The organism is Streptomyces sp. NPDC005483, from assembly GCF_040606035.1.
GTDB lineage: Bacteria > Actinomycetota > Actinomycetes > Streptomycetales > Streptomycetaceae > Streptomyces.
The window spans coordinates 1-26,031 of the sequence record NZ_JBEXEA010000008.1 but is presented as its reverse complement, the minus strand read 5'-3'; the positions used below and the strand labels follow the sequence as shown (position 1 = coordinate 26,031).

The following is a 26,031-nucleotide window of genomic DNA, read 5'->3' as shown; positions in this document are numbered from 1 at the left end:
CTCCCGCCCCCGCGCTACTACGGCTGCTGGGCGGCGGCCGCCTCCCGCAGTTGCCGGATGCCCTCCGCGCGGGACTCGGCCGTCTCCCCGTAGGGGAAGTTGTGCGTCAGCTGCGCCTCGGGGAAGACCTGCCCGAGCCACATCGCGCAGTAGTGGCCCGGCATGAAGCAGGCCTCCAACTCGGTGTGGATCCGCAGTACTTGCTCCGGCTCCACGCCCGCGGCCCGCAGCCTGGCCCACAGCCGCTCCTCCGGGTGGACGGCGATGTCGCCGGCCTGCGTGACGATCTGCTTCTCGCCCCGGTCGTTCACGATCTCGAAGGCGGTGAACCACTCCGCGCTCGCGGTGTCCCGGATGTCGTCCAGGACGAGGGGCCACCAGTGCTCCCGCCCCTCGAACGCCCGTGGGTCGAGGGTCCGCAGCCGCTGCTCCAACTCCGCGAACGCGGCGGCGGCCTCCTGCGGCTCGTCGGTACCCAGGATCGCGGCGAGGGCCTGGTCGAGCGCCGCGAGCGACTGGGCGAAGGCCTCCGGAGTCCCGTTCACGAACCGCGACTCCTCGGTCCAGTCGAGAAGCACGGCGCGTACGACGCCCTCCTGATCGGCACAGATCTCGAACCCGCGGTCCGACCCGAACCGCGCCCACTCCCGGCACTCCTCCAGCACGACCGTACGCCCGACGGACTGGGCGTACTCCTGCAGCGGAACGGGGTCGGACGCGGCCGTAGCGAAATACGGGCCGACGGTCAGAGGGAGGGCGATCTCCCCGATACGCCGAATATCGCTGTCGTTCATCGCCATTACCTCGCCTCGGGTTCGGCGACATACTCCAGGATGTCGTGCCAGCGGGAATTACTTACGTCAAGAGCGGCCGGGTCGATTTCCCGCATCTGCTCGGTGAGACGGGCCGCCGCACTCTCCGGGTCGATGTTCTCGAGCTCCGACTCGAAGTCGTAGTTCGGGCGCTCCTTCTCCAGCAGATACAGACAATGGGCGAAGGAGGGGAGATCCTTGTTCAGCGGATACGTCTCGGATTCGTCTCCCGGAAGGCAGTACACGACTCCGGAGACCCCGTCCAGGGCGATGTCGTCATAGGGCACCATGCCCAGCAGAAGCCAGCCCTCGGCGCTCTCGGGCAGGTCCGGCCACCGCTCGCGGAGGTCGTCGTAGGCGTCGCCGAGCGTCCTGACCTGCTCCGGAGAGCCGTCCACGAGGTCGAACCAAGGATTCGGGCGGGCCGGGATGCCGACATTGCGAAGAAAGTCCGCACTCGGCTCGTGCCGGATGCCTGCCACCGCCGCCGCGGAAAAGGTGGTGAGCTCCTCCGGACCGAACTCGGATTCCAGGGTCTCCCGGTCGATGGGGGACGTCATCTCGTGACCTGCCTGCCTTGCGAATGATCGGAGTGCCCGATGCTAGCATGTGCGCTATTTGTGCCGGTTCGCCTTGAGGCGGTCCAAGTAATTCATCATTTCCGCGTTGCCCTGGGCTCTGGATTCCTTGGTGTTTCCGTAATCGATGCTGTGGGTGACATCGACATGCGAAAGTCTCTCCTTCATCCATGCGCTGCAGTTCGGCGCGGACGAACAGGGAGCCCTTTCCGTGTACAGCTCGGTTATTCGGCCACCGGCGCCGTCCCGCAGGACCGGGAACCCGATCATGCGCTCGGAGTGACGGAATCCCGAACTGCGCGCGACCATGATGAAGTTGCCGTCGCCCTGCTTGGCGCTGTCGAGCCGGGCGGCGGCGTAGTTGTTGCTCTCGAACTTGTCCTGCCCGTTGACCTGTTTGTGATTGCCGTAGCTCTTGTCCGAGTGCCGGGCCAGCTGTACCGCCTGGGACAAGGGTGTGCTTCCGAGCTCGACCTGCTGCGAGTTGCTGAGGGGGCGCGGCCGCTCCTTGCCGTGGAGCTTGAGGTTCGGTTCGCCCGGCAGCGGCCGGCCGGCGTTGTCGCCGTCGAGCGTGAGGCCGATGCGGTCCCGGTCCTCCTGGTCCAGCTTGTGGGTCCCGCCGTCCGGCCTCAGCCGCCGGAGCGTGCCGTCGTCGCCCATGAGGTACATGGGCGTCTTGCCGTCATTGCCCTTCTGGAGCTGCTTCAAGGACAGGGCGGTCTCGTCGTCGTTGTCCTTGTGACGCTTGGCCATCTTGCTCAGGCCGCTGGTCATGCTCTCGTCGAGGTGGGCCGCGGAGCGCTTGACGCCCTTTCCGATCCCCTCCATAAGCTCGTCGACCATGGGGTCGAGGAGATTGGTGAGTGGATCCTTGCCCCGGGCGCGGCCGTGTGAGGACTTCGCGCGGGTCAGCTTGCTGCCGGCCCCGTCGCGGATCTTGCCGCCCGCGCTCTTGAGCCCGTTGCCCGCCCGGTCGTACGACTCCAGGTCCATGCTGAACTGGCCGCCACCGCCGCCGCTGCTCGACCCGCCGTCCCCGCCCGCTCCGGCCAGTTGCATCGAGCCGCCCGCGCCCCCGCCCGCGCTGGCCAGCTGCATCCCGCCCGACTTGAGGTTGTCGACGCCCTCGTCCAGCCCCTCCCGGCCCGCCTTCGCGGTCTGGCCGAGGTCGACGCCGTTCTGCGTCCCCAGGGCGTTGCCGCCCAGTTGCAGGACCAGGTCGCCCGCCATCGCGCCGAGAGCCTGGAAGATCGGACCCGTCGCGACCTCGATGATCCGCGAGGCGATCTCCTCGCAGACCTCCTCGAAGATGCGTTTCACGGCGATCCGGGTGACCTGGGTGCCCGCGATACCGCCCAGGGTGGACAGGCCGAAGGTGAGCGGCGCGGCGGCGAGGGCGGCCGCGATCTCCGCGGCGAGGATGCCCAGTTGGGCGATCGCCGCGATCTTCGCGCCCTCGATCAGCACGGCGACCGCGTCCAGCGCGGTCGCCGCCACCCGGCCCCCTTCGGCGAGGTTGGTCAGATGCTTGCCCTTGACCAGGTCCCAGTGCTTCTCGAGCGCCTGGATCGCGAGGCCTTCGTTGCCGCCGACGAGGTCGGTGATCGCCCGATGCGCGTCCGCGGCGCCGTCGTCGATGTCGTCGGCGAACTCCCGCATGGCCTGGGCCATGTCGCGGTAGTCGTCCTCGTCGACGTTGGGCCAGCTGATGCCTATCAGGTCCAGGGCCGCATCCAGCTCGCTCGGCAGGACTACACCCACAGGGACCCCCGTTCGAAAGTTTCTCCGGGCAACGTAACTTCGATCGGATCTTGCGAACAAGTTCACCCGGCGTCACATGACTTGATTCGAGGCCCAGTTGGCGCAGACCTTTCCGAACGGAACGCGGAGGCACGGAAATCCGTCGCCCTCCCCGCGGGCGGCCGGTTAGCCTCCGGCTGGACGTGACCGCGAGGGGAGCCGTGCATGGAGAGCGACCGCGTACGCACCGACCGTCTGGGCGTGCTGCTGGACCAGTTCGACTGCGTCAGGGAACGGGCGCAGGTACGGCTCGAGAGCCTCGGCGACGAGGAGTACCTGTGGGAGCCGGTGCCCGGCTGCTGGTCGATCCGGCGCCGCAGCGAGGCGGTGACTCCCAGGGCGTACGGTCCCGGTGAGTGGCTGCTCGACCAGGGCGCGCCGGACATCCCGGCCGGCGAGTACGCCGAGGTCGCCCGGCAGGCCGCCGACGGCATGAGCGTCGCCAAGATCGCCGAGGACTGGAGCGTGAGCGTCCAGCGGGTCGAGGAGGTCCTCGCCCACACCGGCCCGGTGCGACCCGACGTCACGCCGGTCACGACCATCGCCTGGCGGCTGGGCCATCTGCACTCCTGCTTCGCGGGCGAGTGGGAGTGGACCTTCGGCGAACGCCGCCGCGATCCCAAGCAGTTGGTCGACTTCACGCCCTCCGCCGCCGTCGCCCTCGACCGGTTCTGGTCGCTGATCGACCGTTGGCGCGAGGACGTCGGCAAGGTGACGGAGGAACAGCTCGACACCGTCGGCTTCTCGCAGTACCCGTACGGCTCCGCCCCCGACGAGCCGTACATCGCCGTGCTGTGGGGGTCCAACCTCGAACTCATCCACCACATGGCGGAGATCGCGCTGCTGCGGGACCTGTGGCAGGCCCGGATCACCGAGGGCTGAGCCGGTACGCGCCGGACCCTTCGGGAACATGGTGTGGACGTCCTGTGGACAAGTCGTCCGCAGTCCGGCCGGACGCCGACCACCCCGCGACATCGCCGGCCCGCCTTTGAGAGTCTGTCGACCGTCATCGTCAACCGGATCGACAGTTGGGCGGCCGTGAACCACAGCAGCCAGGAATGGGCCTCACAGGCTCGGCACCCGGGGCAGCCGCAGTTTTCCGCGCAGGCCCCGGGGCCGTACGGCCAGGCGCAGGCTCCGGCGGAGACCGTGATCCACGTCCCCGACAAGAGGCTGCGCAGATACGACAAGGTCGCGCCGGGGGAGCCGACCGTCACCATCCAGCAGGCCGGCCCCGGCACCGACGGCCGGCCGCTCGCGTACGTCCACGTCCCCCAGGACGCCCCGAAGGGCGGGCGCCGCGCGCGGCCGCCGTTCACCGTGAGCGGCCCGAACGGCGAACCGCTCGGCTCGGTGCGGTCCGTCGGCGACGGCGTCTACGAGGTCTACGGCGGTGACGGCGCCCCGATCGGCCGGATCACCCGGCGCGGCGGGCGGATCCTGCCGTGGCCGCGGCGCGTGCAGTGGAGCGTGCAGGCCACTCAGGGGATCGCGCCGCTGGTCGGCGAGGTGGGGACCTCCAAGGCGTGGGTGGTGTTCGTCCTGATCTCTCCCCTCTACTTCGTGTGCTGGGCGGTCATGGCGGCCCAGGGAGCGCTCTGGCTGCTTCTCGGTGAGAAGGGCGAGGCGAAGAAGGAAGCCGCCTGGGAGATGGAGCCGCCGACGTGGACGCGGTGGCGCTCGGACGGCGAGCCGGATGTCGCGATCGAGTACCAGACCGGCCGCAAGTACCGTCTCGCCTCACCCCGGTTGGACCACCGGCTGGCCTACGCCCAGGCGGTCCTGCACGTATGGGACCGTGCGTGAGCGTGCGCATGACACAAATTGGCGACAGCGAACATCGCCAGGTAGGCCGGAAATCGCTGCTCCGATAGTCTGACCGCGATCACCGATCACGCAACGGGGAGGCAACGGGGATGGCGGACTTCCAGATCGATGTCGATCGTATGAAGACCCTGATCAACCGGTTGGACCAGGTGGGCGACCGCATGCGCGGGGCGCAGGAGCGGCTGAACAAGGTCGGTCCCACCGGGCTGGGCACGGACGGTCTCGACAACGCCTGCGACGGCTTCCAGGACGACTGGGGCGACGGCATCAAGCGGATCGCCGACGGCGCCAAGCAGTTGCACGAGGGCCTGCAGAAGACGCTCGAGTCGTACCAGACGACCGACCAGGATTTGCAGAAGGGCTTCAGTCAGAAGTAGCAGCCCGCACCACCGCTCCGACAACGCGCACACGCACACAACGGGGAGAAGACGATGGGAATGTTCGACGATCCCAACTGGCCCGGACTGACGTTCAACCCGGCCAAGGGAGACCTGCACACGATCGAGTCACTCGCGTACGACGTGAAGACCGTCGGCGACGAACTCGACGAGATGCGCGAGATGCTCGTGGGCATCGGCAGGACGGACGGGATCTGGGACGGCGAGGCCGCCAAGAAGTTCCAGGAGAAGGTCGGCGAACTGCCCAAGTACCTGCAGCAGGGCCACGACTCGATGAACGCCTGCTCCAGGGCGCTGCGCGGCTGGCACGACGAACTCGAGACCATGCAGCGCCAGGCCAAGAACCTCGAGGAGCGCGCGGTCGAGGCCCGCAAGCGGCTCGACCAGAAGAACGCCGACGTCGACCGGGTCAACGTCAAGATCGAGGGCGTGCAGTTCCAGCAGATCACCGAGCAGCAGGCGAAGGCCCTGTCGGAGGAGGCCGACTCCGCCTCCAAGGCCGCCCAGGACGCCGCGACCGACCTCAAGATCCTCATCCAGGACGGCGAGGCGCTGCGCAGGTACTGGGAGGAACAGGCCGCGAAGGCCGAGAAGGCCATCCGCGAGGCCGCGAAGAACCGGCCGCCGGACATCAGCGTCTGGGACAAGATCACGGGTGGTCTGAAGGGTGCCTGGGACGGCTTCACCGACTTCCTCGCCGACAACGCGGACCTGTTCTCCAAGATCGGATCCGTACTGTCCATCGCCTCCCTGGCGACCATGGCCATCCCGCCCGTCGGCGCGATCCTCGGTGGGCTCGCCATCGGCGCCAGCGCCCTCGCGCTCGCCGGTTACGGAGCCAGGACGGCCCGCGGCGAAAAGGTCGGGGTGATGGACTGGGTCGGTGCGGGGCTCGGTGTGCTGCCGGGCATCGGAGCGGTCAAGGGAATCACCGCGGGGGCGAAGGCGGCCAGGGCCGCGGCGACGGGCGAAAGGCTCGCCGGTGTCTTCTCCCACGCCGACGAGATGGCGACCTCCGTCAACATGGCCAGGGGCATGGCCGACGGCCTCATGTACAAGGGCCTGGCGCGTGCGGGCAAGGCGATGGGCCTCGCCGACGAGGCCGTGGACGTCGGCAGCGGGCTGATGCGCGGCACCATGGGGGGCATCAAGGGTGTGGGCCTGACCTTCGGCCTCATCTCGGGTGGCGGTTCCGACACCAAGGCGGCCGCCGCGCCGTCCAGCAACGCGTTCATGTCGGCGGCGGGAGCGGCGTAACCGATGAACACCATGCTTCCCGGCGACGGTTCGGCAGGCCCCGCGGCCGACGCCGCCGCCCCACGCCTGACGTTCCGTGTGCCGCCCGCCTTCTTCGAACTCCCCGTCCACGAGACCGAGGAACAGGTCGGCCAAGCGCTGATCGAGCTGGCCCAGGACATCTATCCGCAGGGCAACCCCGAGCTCTGGTTCCAGTACGCGGCGACCCAACTGCCCGTGGTCGCCGAGATGATGCAGGCAGGGGTCGGATACGCCGGTTTCTGTCTGCTCGACCTCGACGGTCGTCGCAGCACGGCGACGGTGACCGCCGCTCTGCTGGAATCCGTACCGGACGGCGAGAAGATGACCGCTTCGAGCGTCGCCGCCGAACTCAGGGGCTTCGGGGACGAGGCCCAGGTGGAGACGGTCTGGCTGACGGCGGGCGAGGCGGCGGCCAGGTTCACCTCGGACCTCGTGACCCTTCCCGCGGAGGTCACCGATTCCGGTCGGCCCGAGCAGGTGGAGATCGGGAAGATCGCCGTGTTCCTGCCGCTTCGCCGGGACGCGGAGATGGCCCTCTTCGAGCTCAGCACTGCGTGCATGCAGGACTGGGACCTGTACTCCGAACTCTTCTTCAGCATCGTGAACACCCTTGAGGTGGACGACGCCCGGAGCACGGCCGAACAAGCGCCGGTCGCGCAGCACACGCAGCCCGCCGGCCCGATGGACCTGGCGAACGGCGTCCACGTGCCCTTGCAGGCGAAGTCCGTGCGAGACGTGTTCGGATGAGCGGCGCCGACCGCACCGCTGCCCCTGCGGAGGCCCTCGGTCTGCTGCAGGTGACGGCTGCGCAGTTGGCGGCGGTACCCGGTCTGACCGAGCAGGCGCGGACCATCGGTGGCGGCACGGGCATCGACTACCTGTCCGACCCGGAGGTCGCGGCGCTGCTCCACCGCCACCGGCGTCTGCTGGGCCGGATGAACGGGTACGGGGCGTACGGCGGCCTGCTGTTCGCGCCCGGAGCGGTCGGGGCCTGGTTCCTGATCGACACCGGCCGGGCCACCTCCGGCACGGTGCTGGATCTGGTTCTCCTCGCCCCGGTGGCGTTCCTCCTCGTACTCAGCGTGTACCTGCTGGCCCGGGCGTTGTGGTTCCGCCACGTCTGGCTGCGCGGCGGGACCCGCGATCAGGTCAACGGGTACCTTCAGGTCTTGTCGGCAGCGGGCCTCCCGCACCACGGCCTGCCCGCATGGCTGAAGCCGGCCACCGGAAAGAGATGGCGATGACGACAGTATTCGGCGTGCACGCGCAGGCCACCCAGGGCAACACGGCCCTCAACCTCCAGAGTGTCATCAAGGTGCGGGGCGGAAACCCCGTCTACGTGGCACGGGGGCTGTCGACCGACGGCGGACCGGAGGGTCTCGCCACCGACTTCACCCTCTACGAGGACCAGGCGGGTCAGAAGCCGCTGTGCGCCGTGTCCCGCCGGGGCCCGGACGGCACGCTGGCCGTGACGGCGCCCGACGGTTCCGTACTCGCCCAGCTCCGCCCGCCGGCCGCCGGGCGCCGGTACGAGCTGGAACTCCCGGACGGCACACGCCTGGTCGGACGCGCCGGCACCGTGGGCGCGTGGGCCGTGTACGTGGTCCTCTCCCCCCTGACGCTGCTCTACAACGCGGCGAGCCTCATCGGTGGCTACGGCATCGACTGGCACCTGCCGTCGCGTACGGCATGGCGGCCGAGCGGCGGTTTCGGCCCCGCGTCGCTGAAGTTCAACGGAATCACCGACAAATACCGGCTCCGCCCCTCCCGGCTGGACCCCCGCGTCGCATACGCCCAGGCCGTGCTGCACTTCTGGTCCACCTGACCGAACACACCACGGCGGCACATACGGCGGTGGCGGCACCCTCCCCGGGTACCGCCACCGCCGTACGCACAACCACTCAGCCCGTCAACCGACCCGCACCCCCGCCGCCCTGGCCCGCTCCCGCGCCTCGGAGCTGACGCCGCGTCTCCGGGCCGACGTCCGGTCGTCCATGGCCGTGCGCTTCTTCAAAAGATGTGCACATGAACTCGAGGGGCGGACCGCAGACACGGCCCGCCCCTCTCGCCCGAGCCGGAACTCAGCTCTCCGGCAGGTATCCCGTCTGGACGAGCTGGCCGCTCGACCGGCGTGAGATGAACTGGCCACGGCCCTGCGGCTGCGGAGTGGCCTTGATGTTGTTGAACACCGGGCCCTCCGACGGGTCGCCGGACAGCACGATGCCCTGCGCGCCGAGCTCCTTGATCCGGGTGAGGACCGGCTCGAAGGACGAGCGCGAGGCACCGGAGGTGGAGCGGGCCAGGATGATCCGCAGACCCAGGTCACGCGCGAACGGCAGGTACTCCAGGAGCACCGACATCGGGTTGCCCATCGACGTGGCGACGAGGTCGTAGTCGTCGATGAAGATGAACGCGTCGGGCTCGTTGTACCAGGAGCGGTTGCGCAGCTGGTCCGGCGTCACGTCCGGGCCCGGCATCCGGCGGCTCATCGAACCGGCCAGCGACTCCATGACCTCCTGGAGCTGCGGACCGGAGGCGCAGTATTTGTACATGTGGCTCTCGGGCACCTGGCCGAGCAGCGCGCGCCGGAAGTCCGAGACCACGAACAGCGCCTTGTTGGGGGCGTACCGCTCGGAGATCTGCTTGGCCATGAACCGCAGCAGCGAGGACTTGCCGGACTCGCTCTCGCCGTAGATGACGAACAGCGGGTCGGTCTCGAAGTCCACGAAGACCGGCGAGAGGGTGAGTTCGTCGACGCCGACCGCGATGCCGCGGCTGCCGAAGTCGCCGCCGCCGGGCAGCTCGGACGCGTGCAGCATCGTCGGCAGCATCCGCACCTTCGGGGCCGGCGGGCCCTGCCAGGCGTTGTTGACGCTCTGCACGAGGTTCGCCATGCCGTCGGCGAGGTCCTCCACCTGCGTCGACCCGTCGATCCGGGGCGTCGCGGCCAGGTAGTCCAGCTTCTCCGGGGACAGACCGCGGCCGGGCTTGCCCATCGGCACGTTCTCGGCCCGCTTGCGGTCGAACTCCGACTCCATCGCGTCACCGAGCCGCAGTTCGAGACGGCTGAGGATCTGGTCGCGCAGCGCCGGCCGCATCTCGGTGTAGCGGGTCGCGGTGATGACCAGGTGGATGCCGAAACCGAGACCGCGCTGAGCGATGTCCGCGATGACCGGGTCGAGCATCTCGTAGTCGTTCTTGAACGTCGCCCAGCCGTCGATGATCAGGAAGACGTCGCCCCACTGCTGGTCGGGGTAGTGCCCCTGGGCCCGGCGGGAACGGAAGGTGTTCATGGAGTCGATGCTCTTGGAGCGGAAGAACTCCTCACGCGCGTTGAGGATGCCGTGCACCTCCGCGACCGTACGGCGCACCTTCTCCTGGTCCAGACGGGAGGCCGCGCCACCCATGTGGGCCAGGTTCTCCAGCGCGAGCATGCCGCCGCCGCCGAAGTCGAGGGCGTAGAACTGCACTTCGGCCGGCGTGTGCGTGAGCGCGAACGACGTGATCATCGTGCGTACGAGCGTCGACTTGCCGGACTGCGGGCCACCCACGACCAGCGCGTGACCGGCGGAACCCGACAGGTCGGCGTACATCACGTCACGGCGCTGCTCGAAGGGCTTGTCGACCAGGCCGACCGGCACGATCAGCTTGCTCTGCGCGTGGTAGCCCTCGGCGTGCAGACCGCGCTCCGGGCTGATGCCCAGCGCCGGCAGCACCTGGTCCAGGCTGAACGGCTCGTCCAGCGGCGGCAGCCACACCTGGTGGGCGGGTGGACCCTGACCGTCCAGGCGGCTGACGATGACGTCGAGGACGGTGTCGGCGAGCGCGTCGTCGATCTGGTTGCCGCGGGTCTCCGGTTCCGGCTCGGCGAGGATCCGCACCGGCACCGGCGCCGCGGTGAACAGCACGGGGGAGCGGTCGATCCGGCCGCCGCCCTGCGCCATCGGCCCGTTCGGACGGTAGGTGCCCGACACGTACGCGGCCTTGAACTGCACCATCGTCTCGGTGTCGTACTTGAGGATGCCCGCGCCGGGGACGTTCGGCAGGTGGTAGGCGTCGGGCACACCGATCGCCGTACGGGACTCGGCCGCCGAGAAGGTGCGCAGACCGATGCGGTACGACAGGAAGGTGTCGAGGCCCCGCAGCTTGCCCTCCTCCAGTCGCTGCGAGGCGAGCAGCATGTGCACACCCAGCGAACGGCCGATCCGGCCGATCTGGATGAACATCTCGATGAAGTCCGGCTTGGCGGCGAGCAGTTCGCTGAACTCGTCGATGATCAGGACGAGCGAGGGCAGCGGTTCGAGCGCGGCACCGGCGGCGCGGGCCTTCTCGTAGTCGGTGATGTTCTGGTAGTTGCCCGTCTGCCGCAGTAGTTCCTGACGGCGGTTCAGCTCACCGGTGATGGAGTCGCGCATGCGGTCGACGAGGGTGAGTTCGTCGGCCAGGTTGGTGATGACCGCGGAGACGTGCGGCATGTTGCCCATGCCGGTGAAGGTGGCACCACCCTTGAAGTCCGCGAGGACGAAGTTGAGCGTCTCGGAGGAGTGGGTCACCGCGAGGCCGAGAACGAGCGTGCGCAGCAGCTCCGACTTACCGGAACCGGTGGCGCCGACGCACAGGCCGTGCGGGCCCATGCCCTCCTGCGAGGCCTCCTTGAGGTCCAGCATGACCGGCTCGCCGCTCTCGCCGAGACCGATCGGCACCCGTAGCCGCTCGTGCAGGGTGCGCGGCCGCCAGGTGCGCGAGACGTCCACGCTCGCCGCGTCACCGATCTGCATGAGGTCGGTGAAGTCCAGGTTGGCGAGCAGCGGTTCGTCCGCGTCGGCGGCACCGAGCCTGAGCGGCGCGAGCTGGCGCCCCAGCGACTCGGCCTGCGCCTGCGACAGCACGTCGGGGACACCGGTGAAGACACCCGTGCCCGCCTCCAGCTCCATCGCCTCGGGCCACACCCGGATCGACAGCGAGCCACGCGCCTCGTCGAGTTCACCGGGCACCACCTCGAGGATGGTCACGCCCTGCAGGCCCTCCGCGGAAGCGAGGACCGAGTCCGCGGGCACCCCGCCGCCGTCGAGGACGACGACCACGTGCGGCTGGTCGAGCACCGGCGAACCGTCCCGGCTCCAGCGGGGGCGGCCCTCCAGCTGGTGGGCGATCATCTCCTCCAGCTCGCCGAGGTCGAAGCAGAGCAGCCGGCGCGAACCGGCACCGTCGGACTCCTTGTGCTGCATGTGCGGCAACCACTTGGTCCACTCCCAGTCCACCGCCGCGCCCGGTGAGGCGACGACCGCGATCACCACGTCCTCGGGCGAGTGCAGGGAGGCCAGTTGACCGACGATCGACCGGGTCTGGCCGTAGACCGTCTCGGCGTCACCGGAGATCGTCACGTGGTAGAAGGAGCGCAGCCCGATCGCCAGGGGGAGTTCGCCGAGCGTGCCGTAACTCGCGATGAACTGCTGCATCGCGTGGGCGGTCAGCGGCTCCAGCTCGTCCACCGGCGCGGTGTCGGGCGCGACCAGCGGCGTCGCCAGCTGCTGCGGGCCGAGGCCGATGCGCACCTGCGTGAAGTCCGGGTCCGTGGAACGGCGTTCCCACAGCCGCGAGCCCTCGGCGACCAGCGCCCACAACTGCTCCGGCGCCGGGTGCAGGTAGTACTGCGCGTCACGCTGCTTGTGCACCGTGCGACGCACCTCACGACGCTTCTGCGCCAGGTACTTGAGGTAGTCGCGCCGGGCCTCGGCCATCTGGCCGGACGGCCCCTTCCTGGCCCGCACGATCTGGGCGACGAGCATCGCGACCGTGGAGACCATCATCATGCCGCCCATGATCTTCATGAAGCCCTGGGCGCCGGGCATGAAGAAGAACGCCGCCGACGAACCCATGCCCAGCATGGGCAGCAGGTTCATCATCAGGCTGTCGTCCTCGGTGCGAGGAAGTTCGGGAGGGGACTCGAGCTTGACCTCCTCACTCGGCACCTCCGGCGGGTAAACCCGCGGCGGGCGCTTGACGATGACAACGCTCACCGATCCACCAGTCCTTCACGCAATCGCAATGTCGAACCGCCCCCGTCGTGACGGCCCCCGTACGTCTCTCGACCCATGGGGCTCAGCCCACACATGAGTCGGGCGTTGATCCTACTGTTCTGCGGGCCTGTTGAGCCGGGAGGGGATGAGGAGAAGCCGCAAGGGGACGGTAGGGTGACGCTCCAAACGAAGCGCGGAGCGGGAATCGCCCTGGCAAACCGCGACGAATCACCGAGTACTGGACTAGGGGGAACCGTCAGGTGAGTACGGTTTCAGCAACCGGATTCTGCCGGGTCACGGTGGCGGCACCGAACAGCCGGATCGATGTGGCACTTCCCGAGGATGTGCCGCTCTCTGACGTCTACCCGGAGATCCTGCGACTGTCGGGCCAGACACCCGAAGAGGCCGCGCCCACCGGGTACAACCTCGTGCGCAGGGACGGCTCCGTCCTCGACGACGGCCGCTCGCTCTCCGAACAGCAGATACGCGATGGCGAATTGCTGCTCCTGCGGCCGTTCGCGGACTCGCTGCCGCCCGCCGTCTTCGACGACGTCGTCGACGCCGTGGCCGCCGCCGTCGAGGCCGACCGGCGCAGTTGGAACGACGGCATGATGCGGGTCGTCGGCCTCACCGCCGGCACACTGCTGCTGACCATGATGGCGCTGGCGCTGTGGTTCTCCGAGCCGCTGCGCCACGACATGCACGGTCTGCCCGGCGTCATCGCCGGAGTCACCGGTGCCGTCCTCGTCGCGCTCGCCTCCGTACGCGCGCGGGTCTACGACGACCACCACGCGGCCGTGGCCCTCGGACTCGCCTCGCTGCCGCACCTGATGGTCGGCGGCTCCGGCGTCATGGGCCTGGACGCGGGCGAGGGCCCGGGACGGCTCAACCTCCTCGTCGGCTTCGCCGTCGTCCTCGTCGCCGCTGTGCTGCTCGTGCTGATGCTCCCGCAGAAGGACGCTCCCTTCATCGCCGCCGCGTTCGGCGCCGGCGTCGGCGTCCTCGCCACCTTCGCGGCGATCGTCTCCGAGGCCGAGCCGCGTGAGACGGCCGCCGTCACCGCCGTCGTCATGATCGCCGTCATCGGCTTCCTGCCCGGCTGGTCCGCCCGCTTCTCCCGGCTGCCCATCGGCTTCCGCTCGCCCGACCAGATCGCCAAGCGCGGCCGCGCCGAGGACCAGCAGGAGCAGGAGCCGGTCGACTACCGGCTCATCACCGACCAGGCCCGCCGCGGCCACGAACTGCTGCTGGGTCTCGTCGGCGGCTGCGCGGTCACCGGTGTCGCCTCCGCGGGCGTGGTCCTCGGCTTCTCCAGCAGCGGCTGGGCGCAGCTGCTGTCCCTGGCGGCCGGCCTCGCCATGCTGATGCGGGCCCGGCTCTTCCTGTACACGTCCCAGGTCGTGACCCTGATGATCTCGGGCATCATCACCGTCAGCCTGCTGGTCCTCGGCCTCGCCCTGAACCCGCCGGCCGACATCATCAAGGACCTCGTCTACGACCACAACAGCGCCCCGCTGGACATCCGCACCGTCTGGCTGTCGGCCGCGGTGGCCCTGGGCGCCACGCTCCTCGTGGCGATCGCCCTGATCGTGCCGCGCAAGGGCGTCACCCCGTTCTGGGGCCGGATGCTCGACCTGAGCGAGGGCGCGGTGCTCCTCTCCCTCGTCCCGCTCTGCCTCGCGGTCCTCGACCTGTACGCGGCGGCCCGCGGCATGACCAGCTGACGTCCGACCCGAGCAGTTGACAGCGGCTGTCACCCACATGGGTGGCAGCCGCTGCGTCATGCGTACGGCGTCGGCGTGGGCCGGGGCACTGCCGGCGTGCTGATACCCTGGCTGACGGCCGTTTGTGTACGCACCCCCGGAGCTGTCCGCTCTGGAGGCCGCGCCCAGCGGATCCCCGCCTCCCGAGTAACGGAAGCTCCCCTGAGAAGTGGACCAGGGGCACTCGGTGGCTACCCAAGAGACTACGAGGAGTACGCGTGTCGCTCGACGCCGCTACGAAGAAGCAGATCATCACCGAGTTCGGTACCAAGGAGGGCGACACCGGCTCCCCCGAGGTCCAGGTCGCGATGCTCTCGCGCCGTATCTCGGACCTGACCGAGCACCTCAAGACCCACAAGCACGACCACCACTCCCGTCGTGGTCTGCTGATCCTGGTCGGTCAGCGCCGTCGCCTTCTCCAGTACCTGGCGAAGAAGGACATCCAGCGCTTCCGTACGCTGGTCGACCGCCTCGGCATCCGCCGCGGTGCGGCGGGCGCCAAGTAGGACGCCGTGAGGGGAGCGGTTCCCGACCGATCGGGGGCCGCTCCCTTTGCCGTACATGCGCACCGCGCATGCGGAAACGTGCGCGGTGTCACACCCACTTTGTAGTGTGGTAGCACAACGCAGTGAAACAAGGAGAAGTGCGCCTCGCCGCCGCCGGTCCTCGGTAGTGGCCCCCGGGCCTTGCGAACCCGGGTGCTTCGATCGAAGACCGGCCCGCACCAGATGGAGCGCTTCTCCGCGCACGTCCCCCCGCCACACGGGCGGATCGGGACAAAAGACGAACGCAGACGAAAAGTAACGGAGAGCACCTAGTGGAGAACGAGACCCACTACGCCGAGGCCGTCATCGACAACGGCTCCTTCGGCACCCGCACCATCCGCTTCGAGACGGGCCGCCTCGCCAAGCAGGCCGCCGGCTCCGCCGTGGCGTACCTGGACGACGACACCATGGTGCTGTCGGCCACCACCGCCTCCAAGAACCCCAAGGACCAGCTCGACTTCTTCCCCCTGACGGTGGACGTCGAGGAGCGGATGTACGCCGCCGGCAAGATCCCCGGCAGCTTCTTCCGCCGCGAGGGCCGCCCCTCCGAGGACGCCATCCTCACCTGCCGGCTGATCGACCGCCCGCTGCGCCCCTCCTTCAAGAAGGGCCTGCGCAACGAGATCCAGGTCGTCGCCACCATCATGGCGCTCAACCCCGACCACCTGTACGACGTCGTGGCGATCAACGCCGCCTCCGCGTCCACCCAGCTGGCCGGCCTGCCCTTCTCCGGCCCGATCGGCGGCGTCCGCGTCGCGCTGATCAACGGCCAGTGGGTCGCGTTCCCGACGCACACCGAGCTCGAGGACGCCGTCTTCGACATGGTCGTCGCGGGCCGCACCCTCGAGGACGGCGACGTCGCGATCATGATGGTCGAGGCCGAGGCCACCGAGAAGACCATCACGCTGGTCGCGGGCGGCGCCGAGGCGCCGACCGAGGAGGTCGTCGCCGCCGGTCTGGACGCCGCGAAGCCCTTCATCAAGGTGCTCTGCAAGGCCCAGGCCGACCTCGCCTCGAAGGCCGCCAAGCCCACCGGCGAGTTCCCGATCTTCCTCGACTACCAGGACGACGTCCTGGAGGCGCTGTCCGCCGCCGTCAAGCCGGAGCTCGCCTCCGCGCTGACCATCGCGGGCAAGCAGGAGCGCGAGGCCGAGCTCGACCGCGTCAAGGGTCTGGCCGCCGAGAAGCTGCTCCCGGAGTTCGAGGGCCGCGAGAAGGAGATCTCCGCCGCGTACCGCTCGCTCACCAAGCAGCTGGTCCGCGAGCGCGTGATCAAGGAGAAGAAGCGCATCGACGGCCGTGGCGTCACGGACATCCGTACGCTCGCCGCCGAGGTCGAGGCCATCCCGCGCGTGCACGGCTCCGCGGTGTTCGAGCGTGGCGAGACCCAGATCCTGGGCGTCACCACCCTCAACATGCTCCGCATGGAGCAGCAGCTGGACACCCTCTCCCCGGTGACCCGCAAGCGCTACATGCACAACTACAACTTCCCGCCGTACTCCACCGGCGAGACCGGCCGCGTCGGCTCCCCCAAGCGCCGCGAGATCGGCCACGGCGCCCTCGCCGAGCGCGCCCTGGTCCCGGTCCTGCCGACCCGCGAGGAGTTCCCCTACGCGATCCGCCAGGTCTCCGAGGCGCTGAGCTCCAACGGCTCGACGTCCATGGGCTCGGTCTGCGCCTCCACCATGTCGCTGCTGAACGCCGGTGTGCCGCTGAAGGCCCCCGTCGCCGGTATCGCCATGGGCCTGATCTCGCAGGACATCGAGGGCGAGACGCACTACGTCACCCTCACCGACATCCTCGGTGCGGAGGACGCCTTCGGCGACATGGACTTCAAGGTCGCCGGCACCAAGGAGTTCGTCACCGCCCTCCAGCTCGACACCAAGCTGGACGGCATCCCCGCCTCCGTCCTGGCCGCCGCCCTCAAGCAGGCCCGTGACGCCCGCCTCCACATCCTCGACGTGATGATGGAAGCGATCGACACGCCGGACGAGATGTCCCCGAACGCCCCGCGGATCATCACCGTCAAGATCCCCGTGGACAAGATCGGTGAGGTCATCGGCCCCAAGGGCAAGATGATCAACCAGATCCAGGAGGACACCGGCGCCGAGATCACGATCGAGGACGACGGCACCATCTACATCGGTGCCCAGGTCGGCTCGCAGGCCGAGGCCGCCCGCGCCACGATCAACTCGATCGCCAACCCGACCATGCCGGAGGTCGGCGAGCGCTACCTGGGTACGGTCGTCAAGACCACGACCTTCGGTGCGTTCGTGTCGCTGCTCCCGGGCAAGGACGGTCTGCTGCACATCTCGCAGATCCGCAAGCTGGCCGGCGGCAAGCGCGTGGAGAACGTCGAGGACGTGCTCGGTGTGGGCGCCAAGGTCCAGGTCGAGATCGCCGAGATCGACTCCCGCGGCAAGCTCTCCCTGATCCCCGTGATCGAGGGCGAGGAAGACTCCTCCGACGAGAAGAAGGACGACGCCGACCAGTGACGTCCCGTAGCTCCAAGGCGACGGCCCGCACCTCTTCGGAGGCGCGGGCCGTCGCCCGTACCCAAACCCTGATCAAGGGCCAGAACGGCATCGGCACCGTCCGCAAGACCACGCTCCCCGGTGGCCTGCGCATCGTCACCGAGACCCTCCCCTCGGTCCGCTCCGCGACCTTCGGCATCTGGGCGCACGTCGGCTCCCGCGACGAGACACCGTCTCTGAACGGCGCCACGCACTACCTGGAGCACCTCCTTTTCAAGGGGACGCAGCGCCGCTCCGCCCTGGACATCTCCTCCGCCATCGACGCGGTCGGCGGCGAGATGAACGCGTTCACGGCGAAGGAGTACACGTGCTACTACGCGCGCGTGCTCGACGCCGACCTGCCGCTCGCCATCGACGTCGTCTGTGACATGCTCACCGGCTCCCTCATCCTCGAAGAGGACGTCAACGTCGAGCGCGGCGCGATCCTCGAGGAGATCGCCATGACCGAGGACGACCCGGGCGACTGCGTGCACGACCTGTTCGCGCACACCATGTTCGGCGACAACCCCCTCGGCCGCCCGGTCCTCGGCACGGTCGACACCGTCAACGCCCTGACCGCCGACCGCATCCGCCGCTTCTACAAGAAGCACTACGACCCGACCCACCTCGTGGTCGCGGCCGCGGGCAATGTCGACCACGACAAGGTCGTACGACAGGTCCGCGCCGCCTTCGAGAAGGCCGGCGCCCTCAAGAGCCCCGACGCCACGCCCATCGCCCCGCGCGACGGCAGGCGCGCCCTGCGCACCGCGGGCCGCGTCGAGCTGATCGACCGCAAGACCGAACAGGCCCACGTCGTCCTCGGCATGCCGGGCCTCGCCCGCACCGACGACCGCCGCTGGGCCCTCGGCGTGCTGAACACCGCGCTCGGCGGCGGCATGTCGTCCCGCCTCTTCCAGGAGGTCAGGGAGAAGCGCGGACTCGCGTACAGCGTCTACTCGTACACCTCCGGCTTCGCCGACTGCGGCCTGTTCGGCGTGTACGCCGGCTGCCGGCCCTCGCAGGTCCACGACGTACTGAAGATCTGCCGGGACGAACTCGACCAGGTCGCCGAACACGGCCTGACGGACGACGAGATCGGCCGCGCCATCGGCCAGCTGAGGGGCTCCACGGTCCTGGGCCTGGAGGACACCGGCGCGCTGATGAACCGCATCGGCAAGAGCGAGCTGTGCTGGGGCGAGCAGATGTCCGTCGACGACATGCTGGCCAGCATCGCGTCGGTCACCCCGGACGACGTCCGCGCGGTCGCCCGCGAGATCCTGGGACGGCGCCCGTCGCTGTCGGTCATCGGCCCGCTGAAGGACAAGCAGGCGGCCCGACTGCACGAAGCGGTCGCGTAAGCCCTCCCCTTAAGGAAGCAAGAAGATGAGCAAGCTGCGCGTGGCGGTCCTCGGTGCCAGGGGCCGTATCGGTGCCGAGGCGGTCAAGGCCGTCGAGGCCGCCGAGGACATGGAACTGGTCGCCGCTCTCGGCCGGGGCGACAAGCTGGAGACCCTCGCCGAGACGGGCGCCCAGGTCGCCGTCGAACTGACCACGCCCGCCTCGGTGATGGACAACCTCGAGTACTGCGTCGGCCACGGCATCCACGCCGTCGTCGGCACGACGGGCTGGACCGACGAGCGCCTCGCGCAGCTGAACGGCTGGCTCGAGAGGTCCCCGGAGACCGGCGTGCTCATCGCTCCCAACTTCTCCATCGGGGCCGTCCTGACCATGAAGTTCGCGCAGATCGCCGCGCCCTACTTCGAATCGGTCGAGGTCGTCGAGCTGCACCACCCGAAGAAGGTCGACGCCCCGTCCGGCACCGCCACGCGCACGGCCCAGCTCATCGCCGAGGCCCGGCGCGCGGCGGGCACGGCCCCGGCACCGGACGCCACGGAGACGGCCCTGGACGGAGCGCGCGGCGCGAACGTCGACGGGATCCCCGTCCACGCCGTCCGCCTGCGCGGGCTCCTCGCCCACCAGGAGGTCCTGCTCGGCGGCGAGGGCGAGACCCTGACGGTCCGCCACGACTCGCTGCACCACAGCAGCTTCATGCCGGGCATCCTGCTCGGCGCCCGCCGAGTGGTCACGACCCCGGGCCTGACCTTCGGCCTGGAGAACTTCCTGGACCTGGGCTGATGCGCGCCAAGCTGTCCTACGCCGTGACGGCCGCCGTCCTGGTCTTCTACTTCGTCCTGGTCGGCAGCCGCGGCGTCATGCTGATCCAGTCCGGCACACTCATCACCGTCACGTTCGGCGTCGCGGTGCTGATCCTGCCGGTGATCGGCCTGTGGTTCCTGTGGAAGAACACCCAGTTCGTCCGCCGGGCCAACGCCCTCGCCGCCGAGCTCGATGCCGAGGGCGGCCTGCCCGTCGACGAGCTCAGGCGCACGCCCGCCGGCCGGATCGACCGCGACTCGGCCGACGAGGTCTTCGCCCAGCGAAAGGCCGAGACGGAGTCGGCCCCCGACGACTGGCGCAGCTGGTTCCGGCTCGCGGTGGCCTACCACGACGCCCGCGACACCCCGCGTGCCCGCAAGGCCATGCAGCGCGCGATAGCGCTGCACGACGGCAGGCCCGTCCAGCAGCCCTGAAGGCCCCGGCACGTCGAAGGGGGCCGGTCCTGATGCGGACCGGCCCCCTTCCTCGTCCGTCCCTGTCGGGTCAGCCCCGCGCGTACTCCGCGGCCCAGGCCTCCACCGAGTCCGCGGCCCGGTCGAACGCCTGGCCGCGCGCGAGGAAGTCCGCGTTGTGCGTGGTCAGCAGCGGCGGCAGGTCCTCCGGTCCCCGACCCTGCCGTACGACGGTCAGGGCCTGGCCCTGGACCGTGCGCGGCAGTCCGAGCCAGCGCACCGGCTGCTGTGCCGTCCGCACGGCGACGACCTGCTCCCAGGTCACCGTGCGGGTGAACAGGAAACCCACCCGTCGCACCCCGCGGGCGGACACCCACACCCCCATGCGCAGCAGCCGCAGCGCGCCGACGATGACGAGCACCGCGATACCGAGCACCACCGCGGCCTCGGTCGGCGAGTCGGTCAGCGCGATGATCACCGCGGCGAACAGCACGTACGAGGCGAGCAGCAGAAGTACAGCCGCCACACCCACCCGCCACGGGCCGGGCCGGTAGGGGCGCCGCCAGCGGTCACGGTTCTCGAAAGGCAGCGCGACGTCGTCGTCGGTCGCCTCGAACGCGCGGTCGGCCGTCAGGAAGGGCAGGGGCACGGCGGGTCCTCACTCGATCCATACGGTGGGCTGTGCCCGGTGAGGTTATCCGCCGGTGTCCCTGCTGACCACTTCAGGGGGACCGGATGAGTCAGCGTCCCTGGGATGCCTGCGACTGCTGGTCCTGCGAGGGCGCCTGATCCTGTGACAGGGCCGGCATGCCGAGGACCAGGGAGCCCACGAGTCCGGCGACGATGGTGAGCCCCGTCAGCCAGCGCCCGGCCATCTCACCGACGGACGCCCGCCCACGAGGTGGCGGAGTGACATTGCTGCGGAACCTGTCGGCTTCGGCGAGAAAGGCGAACGGTACGGGCTCGCGCCGACGCAACAGCATGGAGGTACTTCTCCCTTCCGGGATCGTGTGAATCACTGCTGTCTGTACAGACGGTCGGGTGCCACAAAAGGTGCCCTGTTGACACGAATTCACAGAAGTTGTCGCGACCCGGCACCGAACGCCCCGATGTCAGTGGTGAGCCGTAGAGTGGGCGCCGCCCGCGAGAAGTATTCGGAAGGACCCACCGAGCCGTGACCGACACCCCCGCCGACGACCTCAAGCCCAGCTTCCGCAGCGACGTCACCGTCGAGCTGGTCAAGCACACCGCGTCCGACGCCGACGTGCTCTTCGCCGCCCGCGTCTCCACCGTCGGCGAGCAGTCCCTGGACGAGCTGGGCAAGGACCCGGAGCGCTCCAAGGGCCTGATCAACTACCTGATGCGGGACCGGCACGGCAGTCCCTTCGAGCACAACTCGATGACCTTCTTCGTCAGCGCCCCGATCTTCGTCTTCCGCGAGTTCATGCGCCACCGGGTGGGCTGGTGCGTGGCCGGGGACACCGAGATCACGCTGGTGAGTGAGGCGGGCAATCTCCGGCGCCGTTCCATCGCGGACCTGTACGAGCTGTGGCACATCGGCGTCGAGGACCGCCTGCCGCACTCGGCGGGCGGCGTGACCTGGCACGTCGGGGCACAGAAGTGGATGGCGCAGGTCCGCCGTGGGGAGACCGATCACTATCTGGGGCTGTACGACAGCCGGGAAGCGGCCGACTCCACCGTCGCGGAATTCCGGAAGCAGCACCCCTCCACCCGGCTGCCCAAGCTCGAGTCGGTTCGGCGCCAGCACGTCCGTTGCTATGACGAAGAGACACTGACGGCCCAGAGGGGCCAGATCCTCGACGTCATCAAGTCGGGCGTGAAACCACTCATCAAGATCACCACCGTCGGCGGCAAGGTGTTGCGCTCCACCGTCGATCACGCGGTTCTCACGCCGGACGGCTGGCGGAAGGCCGGTGAACTCGCGGCGGGCGACGCGGTGCTGACCGCCGAGACCGCGTCGCGCCCCTCGGAAGGCATGGTGCCCCCCAGCCTTCATCGAGGCGTGGGGGTCTGGGCCTCGATGCAGCGCGACCGTCTGATCGGCGAGACCGATATCTGCCACCTCTGTGGACAGTCCTTCGAGCGCGAGGACCTCGCGCTCGACCACGTCGTTCCCGTGGCCGAGGACCTCACCCGCGCACTCGACGAGCGGAACCTCGCGCCCGCCTGTGAGCCCTGCCATGCGGCCAAGAGCGCGGAGGAGCAGAGGATCGCCCGTCGCGGCGGAAAGATCGCGACGGCCGTCCCCGATCCCATCGTCTCCATCGAGGACGACGGCGAGGAGATGACGTACGACCTCACCGTTGAAGGCCCCTGGCACAATTTCCTGGCGAACGGGATCGTCGTCCACAACTCCTACAACGAGGAGTCGGGCCGCTACAGGGAACTGCAACCGGTGTTCTACGTCCCGGGAGAGGACCGCAAACTCGTTCAGCAGGGGCGACCGGGCAAGTACGAGTTCGTCCAGGGCACGCAGGCGCAACAGGAGATCATGGAACGCTCGATGCAGGAGTCGTACATCCAGGCATACGAGCGATACCAGGAGATGCTGGCCGCCGGCGTCGCCCGCGAGGTCGCCCGTTCGGTCCTGCCCGTCGGACTGTTCTCCTCGATGTACGCCACCTGCAACGCACGCTCGCTCATGCACTTCCTCGGTCTGCGCACCCAGCACGAGCAGGCGAAGGTGCCGTCCTTCCCGCAGCGGGAGATCGAGATGGTCGGCGAGAAGATGGAGGCGGAGTGGGCGAAGCTCATGCCCCTCACGTACGCCGCCTTCAATGCGAACGGCCGTGTGGCGCCGTAACCGACGCCTGTTCAGCCGCAGGGCACAGATGTGCGGGTCCACCGCGCGAAGTGTCCGTATTGCGGCATTTGGAGAAGTTCATCTAGCCTGATCAAACGGACCCGGCACTGCTTGAACCCCCGAGCAGGCAGTGCCGGGCTCCGCATTTGTCAGGACTTTTCCCGCCCCCCTAGGGAAGACCCCGCCTTGAGCAACGAGTAGCGTGTTACCCATGGCTCCGACCTCCACTCCGCAGACCCCCTTCGGGCGGGTCCTCACCGCCATGGTCACGCCCTTCACGGCGGACGGCGCACTCGACCTCGACGGCGCACAGCGGCTCGCCACCCACCTGGTGGACGCAGGCAACGACGGCCTGATCATCAACGGCACCACCGGCGAGTCCCCCACCACCAGTGACGCGGAGAAATCGGACCTCGTACGAGCCGTACTGGAGGCGGTCGGCGACCGCGCCCACGTCGTCGCCGGCGTCGGCACCAACGACACCCACCACAGCATCGAGCTGGCCCGTACCGCCGAGAAGACCGGCGCACACGGCCTCCTCATCGTGACGCCGTACTACAACAAGCCCCCGCAGGAGGGCCTGTACCGGCACTTCAAGGCCGTCGCGGACGCCGCCGACCTGCCCGTCATGCTCTACGACATCCCGGGCCGCAGCGGTGTCCCGATCAGCACCGAGACGCTGGTCCGGCTCGCCGAGCACCCGCGGATCGTCGCCAACAAGGACGCCAAGGGCGACCTCGGCCGCGCCAGCTGGGCCATCGCCCGCTCCGGCCTCGCCTGGTACTCCGGCGACGACATGCTGAACCTGCCGCTGCTCTCCGTGGGCGCGGTCGGCTTCGTCTCGGTCGTCGGCCATGTGGTCACCCCGGACCTGCGCGCCCTGGTCGAGGCGTTCATCTCGGGCGACGTACAGAAGGCCACCGAGATCCACCAGAAGCTGCTCCCCGTCTACACGGGCATGTTCCGCACCCAGGGCGTGATGACCACCAAGGCGGCGCTCACCCTCCAGGGCCTCCCCGCCGGGCCCCTGCGCGCCCCCATGGTGGAGCTCTCTCCCGAAGAGAACGAGCAGCTCAAGATCGATCTTGCCGCCGGCGGGGTACAGCTCTAACACCAGACTTCGCGCGCCCGGCGCGCAACCGGACTCAACAACTGAATACGCGGGCCACCGGTGCCCGCACCACAACGACAACTGCTACACGCACGAACGTCACGCACGCCATGTGCCCCACCGGTACGTGGCGTGCGTGGTGAGGAGAGTCTTTTGAGTCATCCGCATCCCGAACTGGCCCCGCCCCCGCCGCTTCCCGAAGGCGCCCTGCGGGTCACCCCACTCGGCGGTCTCGGCGAGATCGGCCGAAACATGACGGTCTTCGAGTACGGCGGCCGTCTGCTGATCGTCGACTGCGGCGTGCTCTTCCCGGAGGAGGAGCAGCCCGGAATCGACCTGATCCTGCCGGACTTCTCGTCCGTCAGGGACCGTCTCGACGACATCGAGGGCATCGTCCTCACCCATGGCCACGAGGACCACATCGGCGGCGTCCCCTTCCTCCTCCGGGAGAAGCCGGACATCCCGCTGATCGGCTCCAAGCTGACCCTCGCGCTCATCGAGGCCAAGCTCCAGGAGCACCGGATCCGCCCCTACACCCTTGAGGTGTCGGAGGGGCACCGCGAGCGCATCGGCCCCTTCGACTGCGAGTTCGTCGCGGTCAACCACTCCATCCCCGACGCCCTGGCGGTCGCCATCCGCACCCCGGCCGGCATGGCCGTGCACACGGGTGACTTCAAGATGGACCAGCTCCCGCTGGACGGCCGCCTCACGGACCTGCACGCGTTCGCGCGGCTGAGCGAGGAGGGCATCGACCTTCTCCTCTCCGACTCGACGAACGCCGAGGTCCCGGGCTTCGTCCCGCCCGAGAAGGACATCTCGAACGTCCTGCGGCAGGTCTTCGGCAACGCCCGCAAGCGGATCATCGTCGCGAGCTTCGCCAGCCACATCCACCGCATCCAGCAGATCCTGGACGCGGCCCACGAGTACGGCCGCCGGGTCGCCTTCGTCGGCCGCTCGATGGTCCGCAACATGGGCATCGCGCGCGACCTCGGCTATCTGAAGGTCCCGCCGGGCCTGGTGGTCGACGTGAAGACGCTCGACGACCTCCCGGACCACGAGGTGGTCCTGGTCTGCACGGGCTCGCAGGGCGAACCGATGGCCGCCCTGTCCCGCATGGCCAACCGCGACCACCAGATCCGGATCGTCCAGGGCGACACCGTCATCCTCGCGTCCTCACTGATCCCCGGGAACGAGAACGCGGTCTACCGCGTGATCAACGGCCTGACCCGCTGGGGCGCCAACGTCGTCCACAAGGGCAACGCCAAGGTGCATGTCTCGGGCCACGCGTCCGCGGGCGAGCTCCTGTACTTCTACAACATCTGCCGGCCGAAGAACCTGATGCCGGTCCACGGCGAATGGCGCCACCTGCGCGCCAACGCCGAGCTCGGCGCCCTGACCGGCGTGCCGCACGACCAGATCGTCATCGCCGAGGACGGCGTGGTCGTGGACCTCGTCGAGGGCAAGGCGAAGATCACCGGCAAGGTCCAGGCGGGTTACGTCTACGTCGACGGCCTCTCGGTGGGTGATGTCGGCGAGCCGGCTCTCAAGGACCGCAAGATCCTCGGCGACGAGGGCATCATCTCGGTCTTCCTGGTCGTCGACTCGTCCACCGGCAAGATCACGGGCGGCCCGCACATCCAGGCGCGCGGCTCCGGCATCGAGGACTCGGCGTTCAGCGACGTGATCCCGAGGATCACCGAGGTCCTGGAGCGCTCGGCACAGGACGGCGTGGTCGAACCCCACCAGCTGCAGCAGCTGGTGCGGCGGACCCTGGGCAAGTGGGTCTCCGACACGTATCGCCGCAGGCCGATGATCCTCCCTGTGGTGGTGGAGGTCTGACGGACCGTCGGACACGCGTCCGAGTGAACGTGGAGCGGGGGGGCCGCGGGGGGGGAGGGGGGGGCCCCCCCCCCGGCGTTTAATGTCCCCCGGCGGGGGGCACCCCCCCCGCCTGTGGCGCGGGGGGGCATGAACAGGGGGGGGGATAAGAGA

At 69.1% G+C, this 26,031-nt stretch carries 22 protein-coding genes and 1 pseudogene; 17 read left to right on the top strand and 6 right to left on the bottom strand.

Going from position 1 to position 26,031, the window contains the following annotated elements; genetic code table 11:
• Positions 1 to 17: 17 nt before the first annotated feature.
• The 3 genes from ABZT06_RS16930 to ABZT06_RS16920 are packed head-to-tail and all read right to left on the bottom strand — an operon-like array spanning position 18 to position 3,151.
• A complete protein-coding gene (locus ABZT06_RS16930) occupies positions 18 to 794 on the bottom strand; it encodes a nucleic acid/nucleotide deaminase domain-containing protein (protein WP_355740914.1) in 777 nt (258 codons plus the stop codon).
• A gap of 5 nt (positions 795 to 799) precedes the next feature.
• Positions 800 to 1,372 (bottom strand): SUKH-4 family immunity protein, encoded by a 573-nt coding sequence (locus ABZT06_RS16925; protein WP_355740912.1) that lies wholly within the window; start codon positions 1,370 to 1,372, stop codon positions 800 to 802.
• Positions 1,373 to 1,426: 54 nt separating this feature from the next.
• Complete coding sequence (locus ABZT06_RS16920) at positions 1,427 to 3,151, bottom strand: nucleic acid/nucleotide deaminase domain-containing protein (protein ID WP_355740910.1); 1,725 nt, start codon at positions 3,149 to 3,151, stop codon at positions 1,427 to 1,429.
• A gap of 204 nt (positions 3,152 to 3,355) precedes the next feature.
• On the opposite strand from ABZT06_RS16920, the gene ABZT06_RS16915 reads away from it, so the two are divergent.
• The 7 genes from ABZT06_RS16915 (at position 3,356) to ABZT06_RS16885 (ending at position 8,518) form a co-directional block, all read left to right on the top strand.
• Positions 3,356 to 4,072 (top strand): DinB family protein, encoded by a 717-nt coding sequence (locus ABZT06_RS16915; RefSeq protein ID WP_355740908.1) that lies wholly within the window; start codon positions 3,356 to 3,358, stop codon positions 4,070 to 4,072.
• 156 nt (positions 4,073 to 4,228) lie between these two features.
• Positions 4,229 to 4,996 carry a hypothetical protein gene (locus tag ABZT06_RS16910; RefSeq protein ID WP_355740906.1) on the top strand — a complete coding sequence of 256 codons (768 nt, stop codon included), beginning with the start codon at positions 4,229 to 4,231 and terminating at the stop codon, positions 4,994 to 4,996.
• A gap of 110 nt (positions 4,997 to 5,106) precedes the next feature.
• Positions 5,107 to 5,394, top strand: a complete 288-nt coding sequence (locus tag ABZT06_RS16905; RefSeq protein WP_355740904.1) for a hypothetical protein — start codon at positions 5,107 to 5,109, stop codon at positions 5,392 to 5,394.
• Positions 5,395 to 5,448: 54 nt separating this feature from the next.
• Entirely contained in the window at positions 5,449 to 6,672 is a 1,224-nt protein-coding gene (locus ABZT06_RS16900) for a putative T7SS-secreted protein (RefSeq protein ID WP_355740902.1), read from the top strand.
• Between the two features lie 3 nt (positions 6,673 to 6,675).
• The gene (locus ABZT06_RS16895) at positions 6,676 to 7,440 is read left to right on the top strand and encodes a hypothetical protein (protein ID WP_355740900.1); all 765 of its coding nucleotides are present in this window, start codon (positions 6,676 to 6,678) and stop codon (positions 7,438 to 7,440) included.
• On the top strand, positions 7,437 to 7,937 hold the full coding sequence (locus tag ABZT06_RS16890) for a hypothetical protein (RefSeq protein WP_355740898.1): 501 nt from the start codon (positions 7,437 to 7,439) through the stop codon (positions 7,935 to 7,937). Before ABZT06_RS16895 ends, ABZT06_RS16890 begins: the two co-directional genes overlap by 4 nt.
• Positions 7,934 to 8,518 (top strand): hypothetical protein, encoded by a 585-nt coding sequence (locus ABZT06_RS16885; protein ID WP_355740896.1) that lies wholly within the window; start codon positions 7,934 to 7,936, stop codon positions 8,516 to 8,518. Before ABZT06_RS16890 ends, ABZT06_RS16885 begins: the two co-directional genes overlap by 4 nt.
• Before the next feature lie 256 nt (positions 8,519 to 8,774).
• On the opposite strand, the gene eccCa is transcribed toward ABZT06_RS16885, so the two are convergent.
• Complete coding sequence (gene eccCa / locus ABZT06_RS16880) at positions 8,775 to 12,713, bottom strand: type VII secretion protein EccCa (protein ID WP_355740894.1); 3,939 nt, start codon at positions 12,711 to 12,713, stop codon at positions 8,775 to 8,777.
• Between the two features lie 260 nt (positions 12,714 to 12,973).
• Between eccCa and eccD the strand changes: the two genes are divergently transcribed.
• The 6 genes from eccD (at position 12,974) to ABZT06_RS16850 (ending at position 20,125) form a co-directional block, all read left to right on the top strand.
• Positions 12,974 to 14,437, top strand: a complete 1,464-nt coding sequence (gene eccD, locus ABZT06_RS16875) for a type VII secretion integral membrane protein EccD (protein WP_355740892.1) — start codon at positions 12,974 to 12,976, stop codon at positions 14,435 to 14,437.
• 257 nt (positions 14,438 to 14,694) lie between these two features.
• Positions 14,695 to 14,982, top strand: coding sequence for a 30S ribosomal protein S15 (gene rpsO, locus ABZT06_RS16870; protein ID WP_020138875.1), 288 nt, complete (start codon positions 14,695 to 14,697; stop codon positions 14,980 to 14,982).
• Between the two features lie 311 nt (positions 14,983 to 15,293).
• On the top strand, positions 15,294 to 17,516 hold the full coding sequence (locus tag ABZT06_RS16865; protein WP_355740889.1) for a polyribonucleotide nucleotidyltransferase: 2,223 nt from the start codon (positions 15,294 to 15,296) through the stop codon (positions 17,514 to 17,516).
• Complete coding sequence (locus ABZT06_RS16860) at positions 17,513 to 18,892, top strand: pitrilysin family protein (protein ID WP_355740887.1); 1,380 nt, start codon at positions 17,513 to 17,515, stop codon at positions 18,890 to 18,892. Before ABZT06_RS16865 ends, ABZT06_RS16860 begins: the two co-directional genes overlap by 4 nt.
• A 25-nt stretch (positions 18,893 to 18,917) precedes the next feature.
• Entirely contained in the window at positions 18,918 to 19,670 is a 753-nt protein-coding gene (dapB, locus tag ABZT06_RS16855) for a 4-hydroxy-tetrahydrodipicolinate reductase (protein WP_355740885.1), read from the top strand.
• A complete protein-coding gene (locus tag ABZT06_RS16850) occupies positions 19,670 to 20,125 on the top strand; it encodes a hypothetical protein (protein WP_355740883.1) in 456 nt (151 codons plus the stop codon). The genes dapB and ABZT06_RS16850 overlap by 1 nt, the downstream gene beginning before the upstream one ends.
• A 70-nt stretch (positions 20,126 to 20,195) precedes the next feature.
• Here ABZT06_RS16850 and ABZT06_RS16845 read toward each other — a convergent pair whose 3' ends face one another.
• Together ABZT06_RS16845 and ABZT06_RS16840 are read right to left on the bottom strand one after the other, a co-directional pair.
• Positions 20,196 to 20,753 (bottom strand): phage holin family protein, encoded by a 558-nt coding sequence (locus ABZT06_RS16845; protein WP_355740881.1) that lies wholly within the window; start codon positions 20,751 to 20,753, stop codon positions 20,196 to 20,198.
• Positions 20,754 to 20,844: 91 nt separating this feature from the next.
• Positions 20,845 to 21,084: a hypothetical protein gene (locus tag ABZT06_RS16840; protein ID WP_355741464.1), complete on the bottom strand. Its 240-nt coding sequence runs from the start codon at positions 21,082 to 21,084 to the stop codon at positions 20,845 to 20,847.
• Between the two features lie 194 nt (positions 21,085 to 21,278).
• On the opposite strand from ABZT06_RS16840, the pseudogene ABZT06_RS16835 reads away from it, so the two are divergent.
• From ABZT06_RS16835 to ABZT06_RS16820, 4 genes and pseudogenes are all read left to right on the top strand, one after another.
• Positions 21,279 to 21,569: pseudogene (locus ABZT06_RS16835) on the top strand (FAD-dependent thymidylate synthase); the annotation flags it as partial.
• A complete protein-coding gene (gene thyX, locus ABZT06_RS16830; protein ID WP_355741462.1) occupies positions 21,549 to 22,928 on the top strand; it encodes an FAD-dependent thymidylate synthase in 1,380 nt (459 codons plus the stop codon). The pseudogene ABZT06_RS16835 and the gene thyX, both read left to right, overlap by 21 nt.
• Positions 22,929 to 23,139: 211 nt before the next feature.
• Entirely contained in the window at positions 23,140 to 24,039 is a 900-nt protein-coding gene (gene dapA, locus ABZT06_RS16825) for a 4-hydroxy-tetrahydrodipicolinate synthase (protein ID WP_355740879.1), read from the top strand.
• Between the two features lie 153 nt (positions 24,040 to 24,192).
• Positions 24,193 to 25,878, top strand: coding sequence for a ribonuclease J (locus tag ABZT06_RS16820; RefSeq protein WP_355740877.1), 1,686 nt, complete (start codon positions 24,193 to 24,195; stop codon positions 25,876 to 25,878).
• Positions 25,879 to 26,031 lie beyond the last annotated feature (153 nt).